Origin of the sequence: Microcella putealis (genome assembly GCF_004216575.1) — a bacterium.
GTDB lineage: Bacteria > Actinomycetota > Actinomycetes > Actinomycetales > Microbacteriaceae > Microcella > Microcella putealis.
Window position 1 is genome coordinate 22,099 of record NZ_SGWW01000002.1, and the last position, 24,531, is coordinate 46,629.

General features: G+C 67.7%; 20 protein-coding genes and 1 tRNA gene. 16 read left to right on the forward strand and 5 right to left on the reverse strand.

Annotated elements, in window-relative coordinates; all coding sequences use genetic code 11:
• Window positions 1-89: 89 nt before the first annotated feature.
• The 6 genes from EV141_RS05055 to EV141_RS05080 are packed head-to-tail and all read left to right on the forward strand — an operon-like array spanning window position 90 to window position 7,094.
• Window positions 90-1,313 carry an amino acid ABC transporter substrate-binding protein gene (locus tag EV141_RS05055; protein WP_130484901.1) on the forward strand — a complete coding sequence of 408 codons (1,224 nt, stop codon included), beginning with the start codon at window positions 90-92 and terminating at the stop codon, window positions 1,311-1,313.
• A gap of 26 nt (window positions 1,314-1,339) precedes the next feature.
• Window positions 1,340-2,221, forward strand: a complete 882-nt coding sequence (locus tag EV141_RS05060; RefSeq protein WP_130484902.1) for a branched-chain amino acid ABC transporter permease — start codon at window positions 1,340-1,342, stop codon at window positions 2,219-2,221.
• The gene (locus EV141_RS05065) at window positions 2,218-4,080 is read left to right on the forward strand and encodes a branched-chain amino acid ABC transporter ATP-binding protein/permease (RefSeq protein WP_130484903.1); all 1,863 of its coding nucleotides are present in this window, start codon (window positions 2,218-2,220) and stop codon (window positions 4,078-4,080) included. The genes EV141_RS05060 and EV141_RS05065 overlap by 4 nt, the downstream gene beginning before the upstream one ends.
• Window positions 4,077-4,805 (forward strand): ABC transporter ATP-binding protein, encoded by a 729-nt coding sequence (locus EV141_RS05070; protein ID WP_130484904.1) that lies wholly within the window; start codon window positions 4,077-4,079, stop codon window positions 4,803-4,805. The genes EV141_RS05065 and EV141_RS05070 overlap by 4 nt, the downstream gene beginning before the upstream one ends.
• Window positions 4,806-4,854: 49 nt before the next feature.
• Window positions 4,855-5,787 (forward strand): NAD(P)-dependent oxidoreductase, encoded by a 933-nt coding sequence (locus tag EV141_RS05075; RefSeq protein WP_130284427.1) that lies wholly within the window; start codon window positions 4,855-4,857, stop codon window positions 5,785-5,787.
• On the forward strand, window positions 5,784-7,094 hold the full coding sequence (locus tag EV141_RS05080; protein WP_241969085.1) for a M24 family metallopeptidase: 1,311 nt from the start codon (window positions 5,784-5,786) through the stop codon (window positions 7,092-7,094). Before EV141_RS05075 ends, EV141_RS05080 begins: the two co-directional genes overlap by 4 nt.
• Window positions 7,095-7,174: 80 nt before the next feature.
• Here the strand turns inward: EV141_RS05080 and EV141_RS05085 are convergent, their stop codons facing one another.
• From EV141_RS05085 to EV141_RS05095, 3 genes are read right to left on the reverse strand one after another with little or no spacing between them, the layout of a single operon-like run.
• Complete coding sequence (locus EV141_RS05085) at window positions 7,175-8,551, reverse strand: NADP-dependent succinic semialdehyde dehydrogenase (RefSeq protein ID WP_130484905.1); 1,377 nt, start codon at window positions 8,549-8,551, stop codon at window positions 7,175-7,177.
• A 22-nt stretch (window positions 8,552-8,573) separates the two neighbouring features.
• Entirely contained in the window at window positions 8,574-9,263 is a 690-nt protein-coding gene (locus EV141_RS05090; protein WP_130484906.1) for a GntR family transcriptional regulator, read from the reverse strand.
• Window positions 9,260-9,784 (reverse strand): VOC family protein, encoded by a 525-nt coding sequence (locus EV141_RS05095; RefSeq protein ID WP_130484907.1) that lies wholly within the window; start codon window positions 9,782-9,784, stop codon window positions 9,260-9,262. Before EV141_RS05095 ends, EV141_RS05090 begins: the two co-directional genes overlap by 4 nt.
• Before the next feature lie 172 nt (window positions 9,785-9,956).
• On the opposite strand from EV141_RS05095, the gene EV141_RS05100 reads away from it, so the two are divergent.
• The 5 genes from EV141_RS05100 (at window position 9,957) to EV141_RS05120 (ending at window position 16,626) form a co-directional block, all read left to right on the forward strand.
• Window positions 9,957-12,146: an alpha-ketoacid dehydrogenase subunit alpha/beta gene (locus EV141_RS05100; RefSeq protein WP_130484908.1), complete on the forward strand. Its 2,190-nt coding sequence runs from the start codon at window positions 9,957-9,959 to the stop codon at window positions 12,144-12,146.
• Window positions 12,146-13,513 carry a dihydrolipoamide acetyltransferase family protein gene (locus EV141_RS05105; protein ID WP_130484909.1) on the forward strand — a complete coding sequence of 456 codons (1,368 nt, stop codon included), beginning with the start codon at window positions 12,146-12,148 and terminating at the stop codon, window positions 13,511-13,513. Before EV141_RS05100 ends, EV141_RS05105 begins: the two co-directional genes overlap by 1 nt.
• A gap of 232 nt (window positions 13,514-13,745) precedes the next feature.
• Entirely contained in the window at window positions 13,746-14,897 is a 1,152-nt protein-coding gene (locus tag EV141_RS05110) for a Re/Si-specific NAD(P)(+) transhydrogenase subunit alpha (protein ID WP_130484910.1), read from the forward strand.
• Window positions 14,897-15,208 (forward strand): NAD(P) transhydrogenase subunit alpha part 2, encoded by a 312-nt coding sequence (locus tag EV141_RS05115; RefSeq protein ID WP_130484911.1) that lies wholly within the window; start codon window positions 14,897-14,899, stop codon window positions 15,206-15,208. The genes EV141_RS05110 and EV141_RS05115 overlap by 1 nt, the downstream gene beginning before the upstream one ends.
• Window positions 15,208-16,626 (forward strand): NAD(P)(+) transhydrogenase (Re/Si-specific) subunit beta, encoded by a 1,419-nt coding sequence (locus tag EV141_RS05120; protein ID WP_130484912.1) that lies wholly within the window; start codon window positions 15,208-15,210, stop codon window positions 16,624-16,626. The genes EV141_RS05115 and EV141_RS05120 overlap by 1 nt, the downstream gene beginning before the upstream one ends.
• A 48-nt stretch (window positions 16,627-16,674) precedes the next feature.
• Here the strand turns inward: EV141_RS05120 and EV141_RS05125 are convergent, their stop codons facing one another.
• Together EV141_RS05125 and EV141_RS05130 are read right to left on the reverse strand one after the other, a co-directional pair.
• Window positions 16,675-17,994 (reverse strand): DUF4032 domain-containing protein, encoded by a 1,320-nt coding sequence (locus tag EV141_RS05125; protein ID WP_130484913.1) that lies wholly within the window; start codon window positions 17,992-17,994, stop codon window positions 16,675-16,677.
• A gap of 154 nt (window positions 17,995-18,148) precedes the next feature.
• Window positions 18,149-19,246 (reverse strand): ABC transporter ATP-binding protein, encoded by a 1,098-nt coding sequence (locus EV141_RS05130; RefSeq protein ID WP_130484914.1) that lies wholly within the window; start codon window positions 19,244-19,246, stop codon window positions 18,149-18,151.
• 244 nt (window positions 19,247-19,490) lie between these two features.
• On the opposite strand from EV141_RS05130, the gene EV141_RS05135 reads away from it, so the two are divergent.
• From EV141_RS05135 to dacB, 5 genes are all read left to right on the forward strand, one after another.
• Window positions 19,491-20,405 carry a DsbA family protein gene (locus tag EV141_RS05135; protein WP_130484915.1) on the forward strand — a complete coding sequence of 305 codons (915 nt, stop codon included), beginning with the start codon at window positions 19,491-19,493 and terminating at the stop codon, window positions 20,403-20,405.
• 70 nt (window positions 20,406-20,475) lie between these two features.
• Window positions 20,476-20,548: transfer RNA gene (locus EV141_RS05140), tRNA-Thr, on the forward strand.
• Between the two features lie 325 nt (window positions 20,549-20,873).
• Window positions 20,874-21,890, forward strand: coding sequence for a hypothetical protein (locus EV141_RS12335; protein ID WP_185740173.1), 1,017 nt, complete (start codon window positions 20,874-20,876; stop codon window positions 21,888-21,890).
• An 82-nt stretch (window positions 21,891-21,972) separates the two neighbouring features.
• The gene (locus EV141_RS05150; protein WP_130484916.1) at window positions 21,973-22,956 is read left to right on the forward strand and encodes a Gfo/Idh/MocA family protein; all 984 of its coding nucleotides are present in this window, start codon (window positions 21,973-21,975) and stop codon (window positions 22,954-22,956) included.
• 62 nt (window positions 22,957-23,018) lie between these two features.
• Complete coding sequence (dacB, locus tag EV141_RS05155; protein WP_130484917.1) at window positions 23,019-24,518, forward strand: D-alanyl-D-alanine carboxypeptidase/D-alanyl-D-alanine endopeptidase; 1,500 nt, start codon at window positions 23,019-23,021, stop codon at window positions 24,516-24,518.
• The last annotated feature ends 13 nt before the right edge of the window (window positions 24,519-24,531 follow it).

Genomic DNA, 24,531 nt, shown 5'->3' on the forward strand with positions numbered 1-24,531 from the left:
GGCAGTTCTAGGTTTGGCCTGCAACCGATTGCAAAATCGGAGCACCCTCGCAGACGAGGTGTCCCAGCTAACAAGGAGGTTAGTTACCCATGGCAGCAACACGAGCTACACGCATAGCTGCGTTGACCGCAGGGCTGTCCCTGCTGGTCGGCGTCTCCGCATGCGCCACCGACTCCGGTGGCACCACTGACGATCCGATCGTTATCGGCGCATCGCTTCCCCTCACCGGCGAGTTCAGCCAGGGCGGCCTCGACACTCAGCAGGGCTACGAGGTCTGGGTCGAAATGACCAACGAGACCGGCGGCATCCTGGGTCGTGACGTCGAGATCGTTATTCGCGACGACGCAACCAACCAGAACACCGTCGTCACGAACTACAACAACCTGATCAGCGTCGACGACGTTGACCTGTTGCTGGGAAGTCAGAGCTCGCTTCTGAACATTCCCGCATCATCGGTTGCTGAGCGCAACGAGATGGTCTTCGTGTGTCCGTCGTGCGGGTCGCCCGACATGTTCAACCGCGGCTTCGAGTTCATCTTCTTCTCGCAGCAGGCTGTCGCGACCGACCAGGCGCGTGTCTTCGCAGAGTGGATTGCCGCTCTTCCCGAAGACCAGCGACCGAAGACGGCTGCCTACCCGTCGCTCGACGACCCCTTCGCGGGCCCGGTCGTCGACGGCGCTGAGGCGATCCTCTCCGCGGCCGGCATCGAAACGGTGTACAAGGACATTTACCCCGCAACCACGAAGAACTTCGACTCGATTGTGGCGGCGATCGCCGCGTCGGGTGCTGAGATGGTGGTTCAGGGTGCGCAGTTCGAAGACGGCGTCAACTTCGTCCGCTCGATGAACCGTGCGGGTTATGAGCCTGACATCCTGTATCAGTCGTCGTCACCGACGTATGGCCAGCAGTACTTCGACGGTGTTGGCGAAGACAACACGCAGGGCGTCTTCTTCTCCTCGAGCTACAACTCCGTGGCGTCGACTCCTGGCAATGCCGAGTTCGTGGCGAAGTACGAGGAGATGTTCGGCGGCATCCCGCCGGAGGACGCGGCAGACGGGTTTGCCGCCGGCGAGGTGCTCAAGGCTGCCGCCGAGGCGGTCGGCGGTATCGACGACCAGCGTGCTCTTGCGGACTGGATCCGCGCCAACGAGGTGCAAACGATTCTCGGAACGCTCAGCTGGAACGAGAACGGCAGCCCGAAGGGTGACTTCCTCGTGGGCCAGTGGCAGGACGGTTCAGCGCAGATCGTGTTGCCCGCCGAGGCCGCAACCTCGGAGACCATCTTCCGCTGGCGCGGCGCCGCTTTCGAGTAGCCCGTAACGACGACTAGGAGCCCCAAATGATTGCCCTCACGCAGACACTGATTCTCGGTGTCTTGGCGGGCGCGGTGTACGCGCTCATGGCATCCGGCCTCACGCTGATCTTCGGAGTCATGCGTGTGATCAACATCGCCCATGGCGCATTCGCCGTACTTGCCGCCTTCTTGACGTACTCGCTGTGGTCAGCTTTCGGCCTCGATCCGCTTCTTGCCATTCCGTTCATCATGGTCGTGATGTTCGGCATCGGCTGGGTCGTGTACCAGGGAGCTGTGCGTCACTCGCGAGGGTCACACGTGAGCATGACGGTGCTGGTCACCTTCGGTATTGCTCTCGTGCTCGAGGGCGTGATGGGCATCATTTGGGGCAACCGGTCGGCGTCGATTCGCACCGACTACACCGACGCCTCGGTTGAGGTCGGTCCCTTCTTCTTCCCCCAGGTTCAGCTCCTGGCAGCGGCAATCGCTGTCGTGGTGCTGATCGCCCTGTACTTCCTGCTCAACAAGACCTGGCTCGGCCGGGCGATCCGGGCGGCGTCTGTCAATGAGAGCGGCGCGTTGCTCGTGGGCGTCAGCGTCGCTGCTGTTGCTGCCCTCACGTTCGCCATCGGCATCGCCACCCTAGGGGCGGGTGGCGCGATGCTCGGCGCGATCCAACCGATTGTCCCCGGCACCCACTATCAGTGGATTGCGCGACTGCTCGCGATCATTGTGCTCGGCGGTCTCGGCAGCCTGCCCGGCGCGGTCATCGGAGCCATGATCATCGGCGTCACCGAGATGCTCGCAACCACGTATGTGGGCTCCGCGTGGCCGGTCGCGGTTCCCTTCCTCATCATCTTCATCGTGCTCATCGTTCGCCCCCAGGGCATCATGGGCGCTCGACTCCGAGAGGATCTCGTCTCATGAGCGACGCTGCAGCCAAGTCCGTACAGGACGAACGTCGATCCCGCCTGATCCGCAACGGCGTCCTGGCAGTTCTCGCCCTCATCGTCGTGCTGTTCCCCCTGATCGGGGATGCGTCGATGGAGAACACGATGATCCTCGCGCTGATCTTCGCGATCGGTGCGAGCGGTCTGAACATCATCACCGGTTACACCGGTTACCTCTCGCTCAGCCAGGGCGCGTTCCTCGGAATCGGCGCATACGTCGCCGCGATCCTCGGCCGAAGCATGCCGGACATCTCTCCTTTCGTCTGGATGCCGGTGGCGGGTCTCACCGCGGCGCTCCTGGCCATGCTGCTGGGCCTGGTGACCTACCGGTCGAGGGGCGCATCCTTTGTGATCATCACCATCGCGTTCCTGTTCCTCGTCCAGTTCGTCGCCACGCAGTGGGTGCCCGTCACCAACGGCACGGCGGGCATCACGTTCCCGCTCCCGACGTGGAGCAACGCGGTCTGGGGAAACTGGCCCTTCCACCTCGTTCTGGTTGGCCTCCTCGCCCTGTCGATTCTCGTTTCCTGGTGGGTTCGCCGCACCAAGTTCGGTACCGGCCTCATCGCGATTCGTGAGGATGAGGGCAAGGCGGGCTCGGTGGGCATCAACGCGCCGATCTACAAGCTGCTCGCCTTCGGGCTCAGCGCTCTGTTCGTCGGTATGGCGGGCACTGTCTACGGCTACTACCTGTCGTTTGTTGACCCGATCGGCATGTTCTCCATCCTGAACAGCGTGGTCATCGTGCTCGCGATCATCCTCGGTGGCCGCGGCACGCTTCTCGGCCCGGTCCTCGGCGCATTCATCCTGGTTCCGGTCGACGCGTTCGCGAACAACTACCTGGGCGGCGGAAACATCCGTTTGCTCGTCTTCGGTGGACTTCTGGTGCTTCTTGTCGTGCTGCTGCCGAAGGGCATCATCCCGACCGTGCAGCTGCTGCTCGAGAAGCGTCGCACGAAGGGCACGGTCGGGCTGACCGGCTCGATTACGGCTCTCGCTGATCGACCCTTGCCTCCCCCGCGCGAAAAGCTTGCACCGGTCGGCGACACGATGCTGCTGCAGGTGACGGGCCTCGAGAAGAGCTTTGGTGCACTGAAGGCGGTTGACGGATGCACGTTCGGGGTTCCTGAGGGATCGATCACGGCACTCATCGGTCCGAACGGTTCCGGCAAGACAACGGTGTTCAACCTGATCTCCGGGCTCATGACGCCGGACGCCGGCGAGATCGTGCTCGACGGTGAGCGGATTGAGGGCCTGGCGCCCTGGGGTCGCGCGCACCGGGGAATCGGCCGCACCTTCCAGATGACCCGGCTGTTCCGCGAGATGACGGTGCTCGAGAATGTCGTTGCTCCGCTGCGCGATTTCCAGTTCCGACAGCTCGGGTTGGGTGCCGTGAGCGGTAGCGAGGCAGAGAAGGCCGAGGAATTCCTCGAGTTCGTGGGTATGCAGGCCTATCGTGACGCTCGGGCGGGATCGCTCTCGTACGGGCAGCAGAAGCTGGTAGAGCTTGCCCAGATCCTGGTTCTTGACCCAAAGCTGATCATGCTCGACGAACCCGCGGGTGGCATCAACCCGACACTGATCGAGCGCATGGGTGGTCTCATCCGCGAACTCAACGACCAGGGCAAGACCTTCCTGCTCGTCGAGCACAACATGCCGTTTGTGTTGGGGCTGTGTAACCCCGTTCGCGTGCTCGCGCGCGGTCAGGTGATCGCCGAGGGCAGCCCGGCGGAAATTCAGAAGGACCCGCTGGTGCTCGACGCCTACCTGGGCGACGACTACATGCTCGAGAACCGGTCCGGCGATGGCGCCGCGGCGAAGGGAGAAGGACGATGATCGTTCTGCGTGATGTTGTTGCCGGCTACGGCGGCGGAAACGTGCTGCAGGGGGTGACGCTCTCGGTGCAGCCCGGTCAGCTGGGCTGCATCGTCGGCCCCAACGGTGCCGGAAAATCGACCGTGCTCCGCGCGATCAGCGGCCTGCTCAAGCCGAGCGAGGGCAGCATTCAGCTGGACGGTGAAGAGATCGGCGGACTGTCCCCGACGGAGATCCTTGAGCGCGGTGTCGCTCAAGTCCCGCAGTCGAACGGTCTCTTTCCGAACCTGACAGTCCGCGACAACATCTTGATGGGGGCGTACGTCATTCGACGCGAGAAGTCGCTCGTGCAGGAGCGCTACGACAAGGTGCTCGAGATGTTCCCGCTCGTGGCGTCGCGCACCAACACGAGTTGCGGCAACCTCTCGGGTGGCCAGCGACGCATGGTGGAGTTTGCGCGTTCGCTCATGCTTGACCCGGCGCTCGTACTCCTCGATGAGCCGAGTCTGGGACTCGACCCGAAGTCGCTCGGCGTCATCAACGAGGCCGTAAACGTCATGCGGGAGAACGGCAAAGCCGTGCTCATGGTCGAGCAGAACGTTCGCTTCGGCCTGCGCATGGCGGACCAAGGAATTGTCATGGAGAGCGGCCGCGTGCTGCTCGACGGCCCGGCAAGCGAGATCTTGGCCAACCCGGAGATCGCAGACCTCTACTTCGGCGGTGCTGTCTCGAAGAAGACAGCCTGATCCACCCTCATCCCCTTCTTGTCACTCTCAACCCCTAAGGATTCTTCTCATGGCTCACCAGAACCTCACCATCGGCTGGATCGGCGTCGGACGCATGGGCTTCCAGCTGGCTACGCGCCTGCTGGACGCGGGCTACGACGTTGCTGTCTATAACCGCACTCGTGCGAAGGCCGAGCCGCTCGCCGAAAAGGGCGCGACGATCGTCGACTCGCCCGCCGAGCTGGCCGATCGCGACCTCGTCTTCAGCATGGTGTCCGCACCCAAGGACCTTGAGCAGGTCATGCTGGGCGAGGGTGGCCTGCTGACGGCCGACGTGGCCCCCCGGATCATCGCTGACTCCTCCACGGTGTCCGTGGAGGCCTCGGAGAAGATCCGCGCTGTCGCAGACAGCCGCGGTACGGCGTTCCTTGCGACCCCGGTCAGCGGCAACCCGGCGGTTATCGCCGCCGGCAAACTGACCGTTGCCGTCTCCGGCCCCCGCGAAACCTACGACGAGGTCGCGGAGGTTCTGCAGCACTTCGGCCGCGGCGTGACCTACGTCGGTGAGGGCGAAGTGGCGCGCATCGTGAAGATCGCCCACAACGTGTTCCTCGGGGTCGTCATTCAGTCGATGGCTGAGATCACCGTCCTCGCCGAGAAGGCGGGCGTCACCCGCGAAGCGTTCCTGAGCTTCCTCAACGACTCGGTCATGGGCTCGGTCTTCACGCAGTACAAAACCCCCGCTCTCGTGAACCTCGACTTCACCCCGACGTTCACCAACGTGCTTCTGCAGAAGGACTTCGACCTCGGCCTTGCCGCGGCGAAGGAGATGGGCGTGGTGATGCCGGTCGCGAGCGTGACGCGCAACCTTGTTGCTCAGGAGGTGGGCACGGGAAACGTTGAGCAGGACTTCGCGTCGCTGATCCTCACCGTGGCGGCTGGCTCGGGTCTGCAGCTGGAGAGCGAGAACGCTGACGTGAGCGACGGTCTCGAGGCGTCGTGAGCGCCCACGTCCACAACCACAGCGGCGATCGGCGCTTCGAGCGGCCGTCGCCTCGGCCGGCGGGGGTGCGCCCGCTCGGCGCGCCGGGCCAGGTCGCGGTCGACTATGAGCACCGGGTCGACTTTGAGCGGCTCCGCCAGTACCGGCTCGGCCGGGCCAAGGCGGCACTCGAGGCGAGCGAGTGTGGGGCCTTTCTCCTGTTTGACTTCTACAACATCCGCTACACGACACAAACCTGGATTGGCGGCGCCCTCGGCGACAAGATGATCCGGTACGCCCTGCTCATGCGGGGCCGCGAGCCCATCCTGTGGGATTTCGGGTCAGCGGTGCGTCACCACAAGCTCTACTCCGACTGGGTTCCGGAGGAGAACTACCGGGCCGGCTTCTTGGGCTTCCGCGGTGCGGTTGCCCCGGAAGGCGGATCCGACCTCATGAAGGATGCGGTGTCGGAGATCAAGTCGCTGTTGGTGGCGGAGGGTCTCGCCGACGCTCCGCTCGGGCTCGACATCGTGGAGCCGCCGTTCCTGTTCGAACTAGAGCGTCAGGGCATTCGGGTGGCCGACGCCCAGCAGGCGATGTTGGATGCTCGGGTCATCAAGAATCAGGACGAAATCATGCTCCTGAATCAGGCCGCCGCGATGGTGGACGGTGTGTATCAGGACATCGCGGAGGCGTTGAAGCCGGGGGTGCGCGAGAACGAAATTGTCGCTCTCGCAAACAAGAAGCTGTACGAGTACGGCAGCGACCAGGTGGAGGCGATCAACGCGATCTCGGGCGAACGCTGCAACCCCCACCCGCACAACTTCACCGACCGCATCATTCGCCCGGGAGACCAGGCGTTCTTCGACATCATTCACTCGTTCAACGGATATCGCACCTGCTACTACCGCACCTTCGGTGTCGGTTGGGCGACGGAGAGTCAGAAGGATGCGTACAAGCAGGCTCGCGAGTGGATGGATGACGCGCTCGACGCACTCCGTCCCGGGGTGGGTACTGACGAGGTCGCGGCTGTCTTGCCGAAGGCACAAGACTTCGGTTTTGACAACGAGCTGGCTGCCTTCGGTCTGCAGTTTGCCCACGGGCTCGGGCTCGGCCTGCACGAGAGGCCGATCATTTCGCGGCTGAACTCGATGAAGGATCCGGTCGAACTCAAGGCGGGAATGGTGTTCGCCATGGAGACCTACTGCCCTGCATCCGACGGCATTTCGGCGGCCCGTATCGAGGAAGAGGTCGTCGTCACCGACTACGGCATTGAGGTGCTGACGAAGTTCCCCGCGCAGGATCTCTTCGTCGCGAACCACTACTAAAGGGGACGATTCCCGCGCGGTACATCACGCACAGGGGGCGGTGATTCTCGGAATCACCGCCCCCTGTGTTGTTCCTCGTGTCAGGCCTTCCACACGCTTTTCAGGTTGCAGAACTCCCGGATGCCCTCGACCGACAGTTCGCGCCCCACGCCCGAGTCCTTGATCCCACCGAAGGGGAGCTCGGGGTAGGAGATCGACATGCCGTTGATGAACACGGCGCCCGCGTCGATGCTGCGCACGAGGTAGGCCTCCTCGTCCTCATCACGCGTCCAGACTGCGGAGCTCAGTCCGAACGTCGTGTCGTTCGCGATCTCCACGGCCTCGGCGGCGCTGTCGACGCGGTACACGGAGGCGACCGGACCGAAGGCTTCTTCGGCGTACAGGCGCATCTCGGGGGTGATGCCGCTCAGCACGGTCGGCGGGTAGAACCAGCCGGCGCCTTCGGTAACTGCGCCTCCGGTGGTCGCCACGGCGCCCTTGGCGAGCGCGTCCTCGACCAGCTCCACGATGTCGTCGCGCCCGGATGCGGTGGCCAGCGGCCCGACATCGGTGGCGTCGTCCATCGGGTCACCCACGCGGAGAGCGGCCATGGCAGCCGTGAACTTCCCGACGAACTCGTCGTAGACATCGCGGTGAACGATGAACCGCTTCGCGTTGATGCAGGCCTGGCCGTTGTTGACGGTGCGCGAGGTGACGGCGGTGGCCACGGCGCCGTCGATGTCGGCGCTCGGCATGACGATGAACGGGTCGGACCCGCCCAGCTCGAGCACGACATGCTTCACCTCGCTGCCGGCGATGGAGGCGACCGAGCGACCGGCGGGCTCCGAGCCGGTCAGCGTTGCCGCTGCCACCCGTCGGTCGCGCAGCACGGCTTCGACCGCGCGCGCGGGAATGAGCAGCGAGCGGAAGGCGCCCGTGGGAAAGCCGCCGCGCTCAAACAGGGTGTCGAGGTACAGGGCGGCCTGGGGCACGTTCGAGGCGTGCTTCAGCAGCCCGGCGTTACCGGCCATCAGGGCCGGTGCGGCGAATCGGATGACCTGCCACAGCGGGTAGTTCCACGGCATGATCGCGAGCACCACGCCGAGCGGCTCGTAGCGGGTGTAGGCGGCAGAGGCGTTGACGGCAGACGGGTCCGCGAGATCCCGCCCGGTGAGGAACTCCTCAGCGTTGTCGGCGTAGAACCGCATCGCCTTCGCCGACTTCAGCACTTCGGCGCGCGCCTGGGCGATGGTCTTGCCCATCTCGGTCGTGAGCATGCGGGCCGCCTCGTCGAGTTCGCTCTCGAGAATGTCGGCTGCCGCGCGCATCCAATCGGCTCGGTCGGCGTAGCTCGTCGCCCGCATCGACCGGTATGCCGCGTGTGCGTGAGCGATGCGCTTGTCGATTTCGGCATCGGTGTGAGGGTCAAATTCGCGCTCGGTGACGCCGGTTGTGGGGTTGATGGTCGCGATGGCCATAGGGTCCTCTTCTGGTGTGCGGCTAGGGGGTCGTGCTGGCGGCGGTAAAGACTTCGGGATGCTGGGCGAGCAGTCGCCGGGTGCGCCGGATGTGCCCCTCGACGACGCGCTCGCCGGCCTCGATGTCACCGTCGCGCAGGGCGGTGACGATCATGTGGTGCTCGTCGTGCACGATGCGCTGACTGTGTGCGTCGATGAGCCGGGTGTAGGCACGGCGATACGGCTGCGTGGTGCTCCACAGTCGCCGCACCAGGTCGCCCAACACGAGGGTGTCGGCACCGGCGTACGAGCTCCAGTGGAAGTCGCGGTCGAGGCGCAAGAATTCTTCTATCTCTGTCGTCTGCGCCATCTGCTCGGCGAGCCGCTCGAGGCGGTCGAGCGCCTCGGCATCCAAATGGGGCGCAGACAGTCGTAACAGCAGTGGTTCGACGCGTTCGCGGGTTTGGTAGACCTCGTCGCACTCGTCGAGGCTGAGTCGCGAGACCCAGGCGCCGGCATTGGCGCGCAGCGTCACGAGCCCGTCAGCCTCGAGCATCTTGAGCGCCTCGCGCACGGGCACGCGACTCGCGCCAAAGCGCTCGGCGATTTCTTCCTGACGAATGCGGCTTCCCGGTGGGAAGTCACCCGCCACGATCGCGTCGCGGAGCGCGTCGGCGACGCGCACGCTCGCATTGCCGTCGCGGGTGCCGCTGGAGGCGGAGAGCGCGGTCATGCCGACGGGTTTCTCGGATCCCACAGCGTGATGTCGCCTGAGCGTTCGTAGGCCTTCCCATTCGGGAAGCTCACCAGCTCGAGCTGCATCCCCCAGGGGGTGAGGAAGTACACCCAGCGCTGGCCTTCGCTCGCGTTGCGACTGGCGGTGGGCTCACCCAGGAGGCGCACGCCGTGCCCGCGCAGGTACTCGGCCGCCTCGTCAATGTCGTCGACGTAGAAGGCGAGGTGGTGGCCGCCGATGTCGCTGTTGCGCGGCTGCGCGTGCTGACTATCGGCCGGTTCCCACTCAAAGATCTCGAAGTTGGGGCCGAAGCCGCAGCGGTAGAAGCGAAGCTCCCGCATGACCGACCGCGGGTGCACGTTCAGATGCTCCCGCATCCAGTCATCGTCGCGCTCGAACGGGCCGAGCGTGTAGACGTACTCGCAGCCGATGACGTTCACGAAGAAATCGTGCGCCTCGGTGATGCTGGGGACCGTGAACCCGATGTGCTCGGTTCCGCGCAATCCGGGAAGCGCCATTTCATTCCCCTCCTGCAGCACCGCTGCTGCACGTGTGGATGCAATCTTAGGGATTGACGGCGGAATTATCCAGTGCAGGCACGGAAAAGTGTTGCGATTGGATGCAATCGTGTCGTATCGTGACGGAACGCGCTGCGACGATGCGCGCTGATTCTTGACGCGAGGAGCCGACATGCCGAAACGACGTCGTTTGGAAACCGGGGTCGAGTGGGTCGAGATCTCGACGACCGCTGCCGACTGGAAGAAGGCCGACCCCGGCCTGTTGGCCACCATGCTCGGCCAGCTGCAGCTCATCCGCACCTTCGAAGAGCGGGTCCTCGAGCTCGCCGGTGAGGGCCTCGTGCACGGCCCCGCGCACTCCTCGATCGGTCAAGAGGGCGGCGCGGTCGGCTCGATCGTGGCACTGCGATCCTCCGACGCCGTCAACGGCTCGCACCGCGGCCACCACCAGTTTCTCGCCAAGGCGCTGACGCACGTCGCCCCCGACGGGCTGAACCCGTCCGCGCTCGTCCCCCCGCGCATCCAGGAGGTACTGCAGAAAACCCTCGCCGAGATTCTGGGTCTCGCCCAGGGCTACTGCCGCGGACGCGGCGGCTCGATGCATCTGCAGTGGTTCGAGGCCGGTGCCCTTGGCACGAACGCCATCGTCGGCGGCGGTGCGCCCATGGCGACGGGCAACGCGTGGGCGCAGAAGCGCTCGGGTACCGACGACCTCACCATCAACTACTTCGGTGACGGCGCCGCGCAGATCGGTTCGGTGCTCGAGTCGATGAACCTCGCCGCCGCCTGGAAGCTGCCGGTCGCGTTCTTCGTCGAAAACAACTTCTACGCCGTCGCCACCCACATCGAGGAGTCGGTTGCCGACACCCGCCTGTCGGTGCGCGGTCAGGGGTTCGGCATCCCGTCGTGGCGGGTTGACGGCATGGACCCGCTCGCCGTGCACCTCGCGATGGAGGAGGCCGCCGCGCACATGCGCGCCGGCAACGGCCCCGCCGTGATCGAGGCCGAGGTCTACCGCTTCTTCCACCAGAACGGCCCGTACCCGGGCAGCGCCTTCGGCTACCGCACCAGGGAGGAGGAGGAGACGTGGAAGAAGCGCGACCCGCTCGTGAAGGTGGCCACCGAAATGCAGAAGCTCGGGCTCATCGACGAGGCCGGCATCGCCGCCATTCGCGACCAGGCGATCGCGGCGATGGATGCGGCCACGGCCGAACTGCTCGAGGCTGACCCCGAAAAAGAGGGTCGCCGCCGCATTCGCCCCGAACTGTGGCCCGACCCGGCGTTCGTCAACGTCGGTGTGCGCGGCGACGGCAGCGAGCTCGACGCCCTCACCGCCGTCGAGCCGACGACCGACACCCGCGCTCGCACGGACGTGAAGTTCGTCGACGCTGTCGCCGGAGTCATGGAGCGCCGGATGGGCGACGACGAGCGCATCATCGTGCTCGGCGAAGACATTCACCGCCTGAAGGGGGGCACGAACGGCGCCACCAAGGGCCTGTCGACCGCCTACCCCGACCGCACGCTCGGCACGCCGATCAGCGAGAACGCGTTCGCCGGTCTCGGCGGCGGCCTCGCGCTCGACGGTCGCTACCGCCCCGTCATCGAGTTCATGTACCCCGACTTCATGTGGGTCGCCGCCGACCAGGTGTTCAACCAGATCGGCAAGGCGCGCCACATGTTCGGCGGCGACAACCCCGTGCCGCTCGTTCTGCGCACGAAGGTCGCCATGGGTTCGGGCTACGGCTCGCAGCACCTCATGGACCCGGCCGGCATCTTCGCGACGAGCCCCGGCTGGCGCATCGTCGCCCCGTCGTGCGCTGAAGACTACGTCGGCCTGATGAACGCGGCCCTCGCCCTGCAAGACCCGGTGCTCGTCATCGAGCACGTTGACCTGTACGGCGAAAAAGACACCGTTATTGACGGCGACATGGACTACATCATTCCGCCGGGCACCGCGGCCGTCCGCCGCGAGGGCAGTGAGGTCACCGTCATCAGCTACCTATCGATGGTGAAGCACAGCCTCGAGGCGATCGAGCAGACCGGCATCGACGGTGAGCTGATCGACCTGCGCTGGCTTGACCGCGCATCCATTGACTGGGGCACGATCGAACAGAGCGTGAAAAAGACGAACGCGGTGCTCATTGTCGAGCAGGGAGCCGTCGGAACCTCGTACGGCGGCTGGCTCGCCGACGAGATTCAGCGTCGCTTCTTCGACTGGCTCGACCAGCCCGTGCAGCGCGTGACCGGCGCCGAGTCGTCGCCGTCGATCTCGCGCGTGCTCGAGCGGGCCGCCATCGCGCGCACCGAAGAGGTCGTCGCCGGCCTCGAGACGGTGCGCCGCAACGCGGGGGGAGCGCGCTAATGTCGACCACCATTCGCATGCCGGAGGTGCTCGCGAACGTTACCGAGGCCGCCGTGCAGAAGTGGCTCGTCGCCCCCGGTGACACGATCGAGGTGGGCCAGCCGTTCGCGGAAATCGAGACCGAGAAGGCCGTCGTCGAGTACACCGCCGAGACGGCGGGAACCGTGCTCGAGCTCGTGGTCGCCGAGGGCGACTCGGTCGACGTGGGCGCCCCGATTGCGGTCGTCGGCGAGGCGGGGGAGACCCCGACGGTCGAGGATGCTCCGGCCGCGCCCGCGGCATCGGCACCGGCCGCGTCGTCGGTTCCGGATGCGGCGCCCGCCCCGAGCGCGCCCGCCGCGTCGGCGACGCCGCCCGCCGCGCCGGCCCCGGCCGCGACTCCGACACCCGCGCCCGCCCCGAGCGCCCCGGCCGAGGCGCCGAGCGCGCCCGCGCCGGCCGTGCCCGCCGGGGGACGCATGTTCGTGAGCCCGCTCGTGCGCCGACTCGCACGCGAGAAGGGCATCAGCCTCGACGGCGTTCAGGGCTCGGGCCCCGATGGCCGCATCGTGCGCAAAGACCTGGAGGCGCTCATCGCGAGCGGCGGCGGCCAGGCGGCCGCGACGTCCGCGGCCGACGTGCCCCGCGCATCCGCCCCGGCTGCCCCGGCCGCGAGCGCTGCCAGCGCGCAGCCGGCCGCCCTCCCCGAGGGCGCCGAGCTGGTGCCGCACAGCCGCATGCGGGCGACCATCGCGCGCCGCCTCACCGAGAGCAAGAACCAGGTTCCGCACTTCTACCTCGAGGCCGAGTGCCGGGTCGACGCCCTGCTCGATCTGCGCAAGCGGCTCAACGGGGGAGGAACGACGAAGATCAGCGTCAACGACCTCGTCGTGAAGGCGGTCGCTGGCGCGTTCGTCGACGTGCCCGAGGCGAACCGCACGTGGAGCGACGAGGGAATGGTGCGCCACGCGACCGTCGACATCGGCATCGCCGTCTCGCTCGACGACGGGCTCGTTGTGCCGGTGGTGCGCGGTGCTGAGGCGCTCAGCGTGAGTGCGCTGGGCCGCTCGATCGCCGACCTGGCCGGGCGCGCACGCGAGGGGCGCCTCGCCCCCGACGAAATGTCGGGCGGCAGCTTCTCGGTGTCGAACCTCGGCATGTTCGGTACGCGCTCGTTCAGCGCGATCATCAACCCGCCGCAGGCCGGAATTCTCGCGGTGGGCGCGGCCCGGCAGGCGCCGGTGGTTGTCGACGGTGCGCTCGAGGTGGGCACCGTCATGGCGGTCACCCTGTCGGCCGACCACCGTGCGTGGGATGGTGCGCTCGCCGCGCGCTGGCTCGCCGCCTTCCAGCAGCGCATCGAAAATCCGCTGACGATTCTCGCGTAGTCGAGGCGTCAGCGCCGTGACCCGACCGGGGTCGCGCAGCCAGGTGGTGGCTGTGTGACCCCGGTCGTTCTCGCGCCCGCAGACGGGTCGGGATGCCCGTTAACGCTGCGAGAAAAAGGGCGAAAGATTACAACGCATTGACCCCGAAACCCGTCGCAATCGGGGCGCTGGCGCGATACATTTCGGTCACTTCGCGCACCGCGCATCCTGACTCGAAGGTGAGTGTCGACCCATGCAGATCGCTATTCGGCGCGAGCCGATCGAGGGGGAACGCCGCGTCGCGGCAACCCCCGCGACGGCCGCGCACTACGTGTCGGGAGGGTACGAGGTCGTGGTCGAACGCGGCGCCGGAGCCCTCGCCGGCTATCCAGACGAGGCGTACGTCGACGCGGGAGCCACCCTCGTCGACCGGGTCGACCTCGCCGCCGCCGACGTGCTCGCCCACGTGCGCCCACTCGACGCCGCCACCGTCGCGGCGCTGCGGCCGGGCGCCGTCACGGTGGGCTTCGCCGCACCCGCCGGCTCGCTCGACACGGTGGCGGCGCTTGCCGAGCGCGGCGTGACGGCGTTCTCGCTCGAACTGGTGCCGCGCATCTCGCGCGCCCAGTCGATGGACGCCCTCACCTCGCAGGCCCTCATCGCCGGCTACCGCTGCGTGCTCGAGGCCGCCACCCGCTTCCCGCGCTTTTTCCCGCTGTACATGACGGCTGCCGGCACGATCCCGCCCGCAAAGGTGCTGGTGCTCGGCGCCGGCGTCGCCGGCCTGCAGGCCATCGCCACGGCGAAGCGCCTCGGGGCGAAGGTGTCGGCGTATGACGTGCGCAGCGCATCCGCCGACGAGGTGCGCTCGATGGGCGGCACGTTCATCCATCTCGACCTCGACGAGAACGCGGATGCGGCGGGCGGCTACGCGAAAGAGCTGGCCGCCGACCGTGCGGCCCGCCAGCGCGAGCTGCTCGCCCCGCACGTACACGCCGCCGACATCGTCATCACGACCGCCGCAATCCCGGGCCGCCCCGCCCCGCGCCTCATCACCGCCGACATGCTCACTGGCATGAGTGCGGGCAGCGTCATCGTCGACCTCGCTGCTGAGTCGGGCGGCAACGTCGAGGGCTCGGTCGCGGGCGTCGACACGCCCGTCGCGGTCGCCGGCGGCGCCGTGACGATCGTCGGCATGAAAGACCCGGCGTCGACGATGGCATTCGATGCCTCGCGGCTGCTCGCGCAGAACATCGCCCAGCTGATCGGCCTCATGACGGTCGACGGCGCACTCACCCCCGATTTCGACGACGAGGTCGTCGCGGGGGCCTGCCTCACCCACGACGGCGCCGTCCGTCACGAGCCGATCGCCCAGGCGGTCGCCGAGCGGAACGGAGCCGCCTGATGGAGGCCATCACCCTGCTCACCTTCTTCGTCCTCGCCGTGTTTGTCGGCTTCGAGGTCGTGTCGAAGGTGTCGAGCACGCTGCACACCCCCCTCATGTCGGGCGCGAACGCGATCCACGGCATCATCCTCGTCGGCGCCGTCATCGTGGCCGGAGCCGCCGATGACGTCGTGACGCTCGTCATCGCGCTCATCGCGGTGCTCATGGCGACCATCAACTTGGTCGGCGGCTTCGTCGTCACCGATCGGATGCTCGAAATGTTCCGCGGCCGTGGCTCCGCCCCGACCGCTCGCGAGGGAGGCGACCGCTGATGGCGCTGCTCACCCCCGAATGGACCGCGCTGCTGTATTTGGTCGCGGCCGTCTGCTTCATCCTGGCCCTGAAGGGTCTTGGAAGCCCCCGCACGGCGCGCCGCGGCAACCTGATCGGTGCCCTCGGCGCCGTCATCGCCATGATCGTCGTGTTCCTCTCGACCGAGCTCGACAACCTCGCGCTCATCATCGGCGTGATCGCGGTCGGCACCGTGATCGCGGTGCCCGCCTCGCGCATGGTCAAGATGACCCAGATGCCGCAGCTCGTCGCGCTCTTCAACGGCGTCGGCGGTGGCGCCGCGGCCCTCGTCGCTCTGCTCGAACTCGAGCACTCGATCAGCCTCGGGGCCTATCTCGCGGTCGCCTTCACGGTGCTCGTCGGGGCGGTCGCGTTCTCGGGCTCGGTCATCACCTTCCTCAAGCTGCAAGAACTCATGCCCACCCGCCCGATCGTGTTCCCCGGCCACGCCGCGGTCATCGTTCTCGTGGCGATGGTGGGCCTCGCGGCCGCCGTCATCATCGTGCTGCCCGAGAGCACGCTCGCGGGTCTCGGCCTCGCGCTCGATGCGGTCGAGGTGAAGGCGATCGCGGCGGTCGTCGGCCTCGTCGTGGGCAGCCTGCTCGGCGTGCTACTCGTGTTGCCCGTCGGCGGCGCCGACGTGCCGATTGTCATCTCGCTGCTCAACGCGGGAACGGGGCTCGCGGTCGCCGCCTCGGGTCTCGTGCTCGGCAACACGCTGTTGCTGGTCGCCGGCACGCTCGTCGGCGCCTCGGGCTCGATCCTTACCCGCGAAATGGCGAAGGCGATGGGGCGAAGCGTCGCCGGCACCCTGTTCGGCGCCTTCCGCGGCGGCTCGAGCGCGGGATCAACGGCGGCGAGCGAGCGACCCGTGCGCTCGTCGAGCGCCGACGATGTCGCGATCCTGCTGGGCTACGCGAACCGCGTCGTCGTGGTGCCCGGCTACGGCCTCGCCGTCGCGCAGGCACAGCACACCATGGCCGAGCTCGCCCAGACCCTCGAGGCGAAGGGCATCGAGGTCGTCTTCGGCATTCACCCGGTCGCCGGGCGCATGCCCGGTCACATGAACGTGCTGCTGGCTGAGGCGAACGTGCCGTACGAGGCGCTCGCCGAGATGGACGAGGTGAACCCGCAGTTCAAGACCGCCGACGTCGCCCTCGTCGTCGGGGCGAACGACGTGGTGAACCCCGCCGCGAAGACGACGCCTGGCTCGCCGATTTACGGCATGCCGATTCTCGATGTACAGGATGCGCGCCAGGTTGTCTTCCTGAAGCGCTCGATGCGGCCGGGCTTCGCGGGCATCGAAAACGACCTGCTCTACGACCCGAAGACGACGCTGCTGTTCGGCGACGCGAAAGAGTCGCTGACGAAGGTGCTCGGCGCGGTCAAGAACCTGTAGGGCGGCTCGGCACGAAACGTCACGACGTCGCCGGGATGCGCGGCGCGGCTAGATCTTGTCGCGCCAGCTTCCCGGCGCGTCCGAGTCGGCGTCGTCGATCACCGGCATCGCGGCCGTGTCGAGCGTCGGCACCCCGATCGACTCGGTCACCGGCGCGATGACGGTCGCCTCGTCGCGCCGGTGGCGCAGCACGGAGTCGATGTACGAGCTGAGCGCTTCGGCCAGTGAGATGGCCCGCGATTCGTTCTGCGAGAGGTACCAGCGGTGCTCGAGCAACTGGTGGAAGACCTCGGGCTCTTCCAGCTTGCCGCGCAGCTCGCGGGGAATCGCGCGAATCACCGGCTCGAACACGCGACTCAGCCACTCGTGCGCCACCTGCTCTTCGTCGACGTCGCTTCCCGGGTAGCTCGCCGCCGCATACGAGTCGAGGTCGTTCAAGAGCCGCCTCGCCTGGTTCTCGCCCGCGTCGATGCCCGTGAGGCGCAACAGGCGTCGCGAGTGGTGGCCCGCATCCACGACCTTGGGCTTGATCCGCACCTGCGTCGAGTCGCCGGCCGTCGTGATGGCGAGCTCTTCGATGTCGAATCCGAGGTCGTTGAGACGCTCGACGCGCTGCGTGATGCGCCAGCGCTCGGTCTGGTCGAAGGCCTCCCAGCCGGTGAGCTCGCTCCAGAGCGAGCGGTAGGCCTCGACGATGCCGTTCGAGACGTCGATCGCGTCGATGTTCTCGTCGAGTCGGCCGCCCGCCTCCAGGTCGAGCAGCTCGCCGGCGATGTTGACGCGGGCAATCTCGAGGTCGTTCTCGCGCTGCCCGTTCGACAGGCCGCCCTCGTAGAGCTGCCCCGTCTCGGCGTCGACGAGGTAGGCCGCGAAGGCGCCAGCGTCGCGCCGGAACAGCGTGTTCGACAGCGACACGTCGCCCCAGAAGAAGCCGGCCAGGTGCAGGCGCACGAGCAGCACGGCGAGCGCGTCGACGAGTCGCGTCGCGGTCGAGGGCCGCAGCGTCTGCGAGTACAGCGCCCGATACGGCAGCGAGAAGCGCAGGTGCCGCGTCACGAGCACGGGCATGAGCTCGGCGCCGTCATCGCTCGCGCGGCCGGTGATGACCGCGACCGGTTCGACGCACGGGGCGTCGAGGCGCTGCAGCGTGCGCAGCATGTCGTACTCGCGCCGGGCCATCTCCTCCGTCGTCTCCTTGATGGCGACGACGTAGCCGCTCAGGTGCACGAAGCGCACCAGGTGGCGCGAGATGCCCTTCGGCAGGGTGACGATCGCGTCGTCTGGCCAGCTGTCGAGCGGCAGGTTCCAGGGCAGGTCGAGCAGAGCGGGGTCGACAACGGCCGAGGTGATGTTCAGCGAAGCGCTCACGGTATCCATCCTGGTCGAGGGGCGGGGATGCGCGGAAGCGCGAAACGTGTTCGTCGCATCCCCGCGCATCCGTGTGCCACGCAACAATGACGACGGGGGCGTTCACATCGCCGTCTGCGACGCGAACGCCCCCGCCATTGAGGGTGCGTGAGAGCTAGCCGATCGCGACAGCGGAGTTCAGGCGCTCGCCCGACTCGGCGTTGAATACGTGCACGTGCTTCGGCTCGGGCGTGATGAACACCGTCTCACCGCTGTGCGGGTGCACGCGGCCGTCGACGCGGGCGACGATGTCGACGCGCTGGCCCACGACGTCGGCGTGACCGTAGAGGTAGCCGTCGGCGCCGAGCTCTTCGACGATGTCGACCTCGACCGGCAGGCCGTTGCCGCTCGTCGAGACGATCAGGTCTTCGGGGCGCACACCCACCGTGACGACCTTGCCGCCGGCCGCGTCGATGACGCTGCGCTCGACCGGGGTCACCGCGGTGCCGAACTTCACGCCGCCGTCGGCGAGCTCAGCCGGGAACAGGTTCATCGCGGGCGAGCCGATGAAGCCGGCAACGAAGACGTTGTTCGGCGTTTCGTACAGCTCGCGCGGGGTGCCGACCTGCTGCAGGATGCCGTCCTTCAGCACGCAGATGCGGTCGCCCATGGTGAGCGCCTCGGTCTGGTCGTGGGTGACGTAGACGGTGGTGACGCCGAGGCGGCGCTGCAGCGAGGCGATCTGGGTGCGGGTCTGCACGCGCAGCTTCGCGTCGAGGTTCGACAGCGGCTCGTCCATGAGGAACACCTGGGGCTGACGCACGATCGCGCGGCCCATGGCGACGCGCTGACGCTGACCGCCAGAAAGCGCCTTCGGCTTGCGGTCGAGATAGGGCTCGAGGTCGAGCAGCTTCGCGGCCTCGAGAACGCGGGTCGCGCGCTCGTCCTTGTTGACGCCCGCGATCTTCAGGGCGAAGCCCATGTTCTCGGCGACCGACATGTGCGGGTACAGCGCGTAGTTCTGGAAGACCATCGCAATGTCGCGGTCTTTCGGCGGAATGTCGGTGACGTTGCGGTCACCGATGAAGATGTCGCCGGCGTTGACCTCTTCGAGGCCGGCGAGCATGCGCAGCGACGTCGACTTGCCGCAGCCCGAGGGGCCAACGAGCACCAGGAACTCGCCGTCGGCGATGTCGAGGTCGAGAGCGTCAACCGCGGGAACCGTGCTGCCCGGGTAGAGGCGGGTGGCTTTGTCGTACTTAACAGATGCCATGACTACTGTTTCTCCTTCACCGGCAGGTACGTGCCGGACGATCCGTTGTGAATGGATGAGGCCCACTCTCGCGAGCCCTCGGGCGCCATCGCCCGTTCCGGCAAGTATGCCACCTGCCGAAGCGGTGCGCGGATGAGCGGCCGGTTGGCGCCCGCCAAGGATGCGGCCGTACCATCGGTGAGGCGCCCCGGGCGCCGCCGACCCGCAGCCTGTCGCTCGCGGAATAAAAGGAGCACGAGCATCCATGTCGAAGTCCGAAGGCGCGACTGAGCGCCAGTCGAAGAACGCGCGCCGGGCCGAAGCCCGCGAAAAGGCGCGTCAGCTGCGCGACGAGCAGCGCAAGCGCGAGAAGCGGAAGACCCTGCTGCTGCAGGGCGGAATCCTTGCCGGCGTCATCGCGGTCGTCGCGATCATCGCCGTCGTGATCACCACCTCGGCGCAGCCTGCCGGGCCCGGCCCGCGCAACATGGCGAGCGACGGCATCACGATTGGCGCCGACTACACCGCCGTCACGACGCCGGCGCTCGCCGCCGAGGCGACGCCCCAGCCGCTGCCCGAGAACGAGGCGGGCGTCGTCGCCCTCAACATCTGGGTCGACTACCTGTGCCCCGCATGCGGCGCCTTCGAGCAGGCGAACGCCGACACCCTGCGCTCGCTCATTGAGAGCGGTTCGGCGACCATCACCTTCCACCCCATCGCGATCCTGTCGAATCAGGGCGCAAGCCAGAGCGCCGCGAACGCCGCCGCCTGCGTGGCCGACCGCGCCCCCAACAGCTTCTTTGACTTCAACGAGCTGCTGCTGACGAGCCAGCCGGGTGACGGAACGGGCTGGACCGACGAGCAGCTCATCGACTTCGCCGAGCAGGTGGGTGCGTCGTCGAGCGCCGTCGCCGACTGCATCACCGAGGGCGACTTCGACGAGTGGGTCACCGCGGCAACCAACCGTGCCCTGGCTGGCCCTCTGCCGCTGCGCGGCACGGAGGTGCCGTCAGTGCAGGGCACGCCGACAGTGCTCGTGAACGGTGACCTCTACCAGCCCGCCGATATCGCCGACCCGACCGAGTTCCAGCAGTTCGTGCTGCAGGCCGCCGGCGAAGACTTCACGCTGAACCCGAGCCCCGCGCCCGAGGAGGGCGAGGAGGCGCCGGCCGACGAATAAGCGGCATGCGCCGCCCCGACGCGGATGCTCGGGGCGGCGCTACGCTGAAGGTGGCGTTTTCGAGCGCCTGGCCGGCTTGGCGCAATTGGTAGCGCACCCGACTTGTAATCGGGCGGTTGTGGGTTCAAGTCCCTCAGTCGGCACTCTGTCGCGACGCTGACGCGCGTCGCGGGGTTCGAGTCCCGTGGCCGGCACACTGTCGCATCGCTGACTCGCGATGCGGGGTTCAAGTCCCTCAGTCGGCACTCTGCATGACCCCATCTGGCGCGCACCAAACCGGCGAGCGCGCGGTGTCGAATCGTCGATGCCCCCGTGTGGGGGTGAGAGTTCGGCGACACGCCCCCAGTAGGGGGGTGATCTGTTCGATTTTCGACTATGCGCACTTGGCAGAAATCGCGAGGCTCTCTAGCGTGATCAGTGTCCAGTCGGGGGGATTGGACAGGTACAGGTTCTGGGGGGAGCCTCTCTATGTTGCGTTCATTTTTCGCAGGAACAGCGCTGGCAACCACGATTCTCGTGGTCCTGCCCTTCGCTGCAGCATCCAACGCTGAGCCCGGTTCGTCGCAGGCGTCGGGGGGCGCCGCCGCACCGGTGATCTCGATCGCCGAGGCCGACTCCAACGACGTGTCGCGCCTTGCGCTGACCGAGCTCGCACAGCGCCGCGTGGGCGTTGACGCCGACGCGGTCAACGACGCGATCGACCGCGGTGGCCTCGAGTCGAGCGACACCGCCGCCGACGCGTCCGATGCCGAGACCGACGCCCCTGCTGCTGAGGGCGACGGCACCGGCTCGACCGACGCGTCCAGCGGATCGGGTGGTTCGGGTTCCGCGGGCTCCGGCTCCGCGGGCACCAGCTCGGGTTCGTCGGGCTCCGGCTCGTCGGGAGGCGGTTCCGCCGCCCCGGCACCCGCAGCGCCCGCGCCCGCCCCGGCTCCCGCTCCCGCTCCGGCTCCCGCTCCCGCTCCGGCCCCGGCTCCCGCTCCGGCCGCGCCCGCGTGCCCCGGTGCGATTGGCGGCTCGCCCTCGGGCGCCCCGTCGCGGTCATCGGCGCTCGGCGTTGCCGGCACCACGAGTGGCGACCTCGCCGACTTCGCCGCCAAGTACAACGCGATTCGTGTCGCGAACTGCCTGGCGCCCATCCCGCCGTCGAACATCCGCTACGACTCCTGCATGGAGGACCGCCTGTTCTGGATGGCAGAAGACCCGAGCAGCGACCCGTCGAGCGCCTGGGGCCACAAGGGTCAGGCCGTCCGCAGCGACGGCGTTCCCGACACCGGCTGCGACGGCAACCTCGCGGGTGGATCGGGCATGACCGGTGCCGGTGCTGCCCAGCGCTGGTGGGACTCGAGCGGCCACCGTGCCTCGCTCTACAAGCCCGGGGCCAGCACCGCGGGCGTGTGCATCCTCTTCTCGATGACGCACGGTGGCGTGCCGAACGAGCCGTACAGCTTCACCCGTGCAGCCGCCCGCTGGGTGAACTGCTAGACGACCGCAGGCGAGCGGCCCGCGACCCCTAGGCTGGGGCTCGCGGGCCGTTTGTCGTTCCGGCCGCGAAATGGAGGCGGTCATGGCCGATCAGCTCGGCTGGGGAATTCTGGCGACGGGCGGCATCGCCCACGCGTTCGCGTCCGATCTCGCGCACGAGGGCTTTCGCCTCGCGGCGGTCGGCTCGCGCCGAATGGATGCTGCGCGCGCCTTCGCGGGCGAATACGGCATCCCGAATGCTCACGGCAGCTACGAGGAGCTCGTCGCCGACGACAGCGTCGACGTCGTATACATCGCCACCCCGCACCCCCTGCACGTCGACAACGCCCTGCTGGCGATCGACGCGGGCAAGCACGTGCTGATTGAAAAGCCCGTCACGCTGAATGCGGTCGACGCCCAGCGCATCGCCGACCGCGCGGCCGAGCGCGGCGTCGTCGCCATGGAGGCGATGTGGACCCGCTTCCTGCCGCACATGGTGCGGGTGCGCGAGATCATCGCGTCGGGCGCGCTCGGCGAGGTGCGCACCGTCATCGCCGATCACACGCAGTCCCTCCCGACGAACCCCGAGCACCGACTGCAGAACCCCGAGCTCGGGGGCGGCGCCCTGCTCGACCTCGGCATCTACCCGGTGTCGTTCGCGGTCGACGTGCTCGGAATGCCGAGCGGCATTCGCGCCCACGCCTCCATGACGCCCACCGGGGTCGACCGTCAGACGGCGATGATCTTCGACTACGCCGACGGGCGCCAGGCCGTGCTGCACACGGCCCTCGACACGGCAGGGCCCAACCGTGCCGCCATCATCGGCACCGAGGGGGCGATCGAGATCGATCGGGTCTTCTATACGCCGACCTCGTTCACGCACTACGACCGCAGCTGGTCGGTCGTCGAGCGCTTCAAGCACCCCGTCGCGACCCGAGGCATGCAGTTTCAGGCGTCCGAACTCGAAGCGCGCGTTGCCGGGCAGCCGGCTGCGGTCCTGCCGTTCGACGAGTCGATCGCGATCATGGGGCTGCTCGACGAGGTGCGGCGGCAGATCGGCCTCGTATACCCCGCCGAACGCGCGTAGCGACGGCTCCCGACGGTCGCCGTCTGTGAGGGCCCGTCGAGACCGATGCGTATCATGGCCGGGTGACTGAGTCGAGCGAGCCCCGCACCCGGAGGGCCGCCCGCCCCCCGCGCCAGGGTTTTGCGGGCTGGGTTACGCGGCACCGCGTCGCCGTGACGGCGACGGCGCTCAGCCTTGTCTTCGCCCTGCTGGGAACGGGGGCGGTCTTCGTTGGCGTCGCGGTGGGCGAAGATCGGGCTTCTGCCGCGATCGTCGACGCCGTTGCCCCCGATGCGCTCGCGATCCCCGAGCCGGAGCCTGAGCCTGAGCCCGACCCGCGACCGACCCCGGGCGACGACACCTCGGCGAGCCCGCTGCGCACCTGCACCATCTCGACTCCTGCCGGCGACCCGCGGCTCGGCGCTTTCGCCGGGCACGTCATCGATCTGGAGACCGGTGACGCCCTGTTCGACCGGTCGGGCGCCGTCGGTCAGCCCGCGGCGAGCGGCATGAAGGTTCTCACAGCCGCGGCCGCTCTCGCGTCGCTGGGCCCCAACTTTCGTATGAGCACGCGCGTCGTCGCCGGCGCCGAGCCCGGCACGGTGGTGCTGGTGGGCGGCGGCGACGTGACCCTCAGTGCTCTGGCTCCCGGCCAGGAAAGCGTCTACGTCGGCGCGCCGAAGCTCGCCGATCTCGCGGCGCAGACGGTCGCCGCGTACGCGCAGGCGAACCCCGATGCCCCGGCGATTACGCGGGTGGTGCTCGATTCGTCGTACTTCCCCGAGGCCGACCACTGGGATTCGACGTGGGAGCGACGCCTCATGGGGCAGGGCTTCACGGCCGAGGTCACCGCACTGCAGGTCGACGGCGACCGCTCGAACCCACGCGTCCAGACCAGCCCGCGCTCACAAGACCCGATTGGCCGTGCCGGGCAGGCGTTCGCGCAGGCACTCGCCGCGGCGGGCAACCCCGGCGGCCAGCCCGCTGCCATCGAGCGAGGCACCGCGTCGGGCGGTCTTCAGCTCGCCGAGGTGCTGTCGCAGCCGCTCTCGCAGCTCGTGCAGCCCATGCTGCGCGAGAGCGACAACTCGCTCGCCGAGACCATCGGCCGCCTGATCTCGCACCACTATGGCCTGGGCGGCACGGCCGCCAGCCTGACCGATGCGTTCACGCGCGCGCTGTCGACGTACAGCGTGGCCACTGACGGTGTGCTTATTCGCGATGCATCCGGGCTCTCGTTCGCGAACGAGATTCCCCCGGCCTACCTTGCCCAGCTCTTCACGGTGATCGAGCGCACTCCTTCGATGAGCGAAATCACCGCGGGTCTGCCCGTCGCGGGCCAGACCGGAACGCTCCGCAACCGCTTCACCGGAGCGAACGCGGCAGCGGCGGGCGCGGTCACGGCGAAGACCGGCTTCATCACGAACGTCTACACGCTGTCGGGGCTGATGACGGCGGCTGACGGTAGCCGCCTGGCGTTCAGCCTGTACGCCCTCGGGCCGGTCAACGATTCGGCCCGGCCCGCTCTCGACACCCTCACGACCGCGATCCACGCGTGCGGCAATAATCTCTCTAACCTGTAGCCCGATCCCGTCC

Excerpts from the sequence above, each read along its gene's own strand:
- EV141_RS05100 (WP_130484908.1), top strand. The coding sequence starts at position 9,957 with ATGCCGAAACGACGTCGTTTGGAAACCGGGGTCGAGTGGGTCGAGATC.
- EV141_RS05150 (WP_130484916.1), top strand. The coding sequence starts at position 21,973 with ATGGCCGATCAGCTCGGCTGGGGAATTCTGGCGACGGGCGGCATCGCC.
- EV141_RS05075 (WP_130284427.1), top strand. The coding sequence starts at position 4,855 with ATGGCTCACCAGAACCTCACCATCGGCTGGATCGGCGTCGGACGCATG.
- EV141_RS05110 (WP_130484910.1), top strand. The coding sequence starts at position 13,746 with ATGCAGATCGCTATTCGGCGCGAGCCGATCGAGGGGGAACGCCGCGTC.
- EV141_RS05090 (WP_130484906.1), bottom strand. The coding sequence starts at position 9,263 with ATGACCGCGCTCTCCGCCTCCAGCGGCACCCGCGACGGCAATGCGAGC.
- EV141_RS05070 (WP_130484904.1), top strand. The coding sequence starts at position 4,077 with ATGATCGTTCTGCGTGATGTTGTTGCCGGCTACGGCGGCGGAAACGTG.
- EV141_RS12335 (WP_185740173.1), top strand. The coding sequence starts at position 20,874 with ATGTTGCGTTCATTTTTCGCAGGAACAGCGCTGGCAACCACGATTCTC.
- EV141_RS05105 (WP_130484909.1), top strand. The coding sequence starts at position 12,146 with ATGTCGACCACCATTCGCATGCCGGAGGTGCTCGCGAACGTTACCGAG.
- EV141_RS05055 (WP_130484901.1), top strand. The coding sequence starts at position 90 with ATGGCAGCAACACGAGCTACACGCATAGCTGCGTTGACCGCAGGGCTG.
- EV141_RS05095 (WP_130484907.1), bottom strand. The coding sequence starts at position 9,784 with ATGGCGCTTCCCGGATTGCGCGGAACCGAGCACATCGGGTTCACGGTC.
- EV141_RS05060 (WP_130484902.1), top strand. The coding sequence starts at position 1,340 with ATGATTGCCCTCACGCAGACACTGATTCTCGGTGTCTTGGCGGGCGCG.
- EV141_RS05065 (WP_130484903.1), top strand. The coding sequence starts at position 2,218 with ATGAGCGACGCTGCAGCCAAGTCCGTACAGGACGAACGTCGATCCCGC.
- EV141_RS05135 (WP_130484915.1), top strand. The coding sequence starts at position 19,491 with ATGTCGAAGTCCGAAGGCGCGACTGAGCGCCAGTCGAAGAACGCGCGC.
- EV141_RS05120 (WP_130484912.1), top strand. The coding sequence starts at position 15,208 with ATGGCGCTGCTCACCCCCGAATGGACCGCGCTGCTGTATTTGGTCGCG.
- EV141_RS05130 (WP_130484914.1), bottom strand. The coding sequence starts at position 19,246 with ATGGCATCTGTTAAGTACGACAAAGCCACCCGCCTCTACCCGGGCAGC.
- EV141_RS05085 (WP_130484905.1), bottom strand. The coding sequence starts at position 8,551 with ATGGCCATCGCGACCATCAACCCCACAACCGGCGTCACCGAGCGCGAA.
- EV141_RS05115 (WP_130484911.1), top strand. The coding sequence starts at position 14,897 with ATGGAGGCCATCACCCTGCTCACCTTCTTCGTCCTCGCCGTGTTTGTC.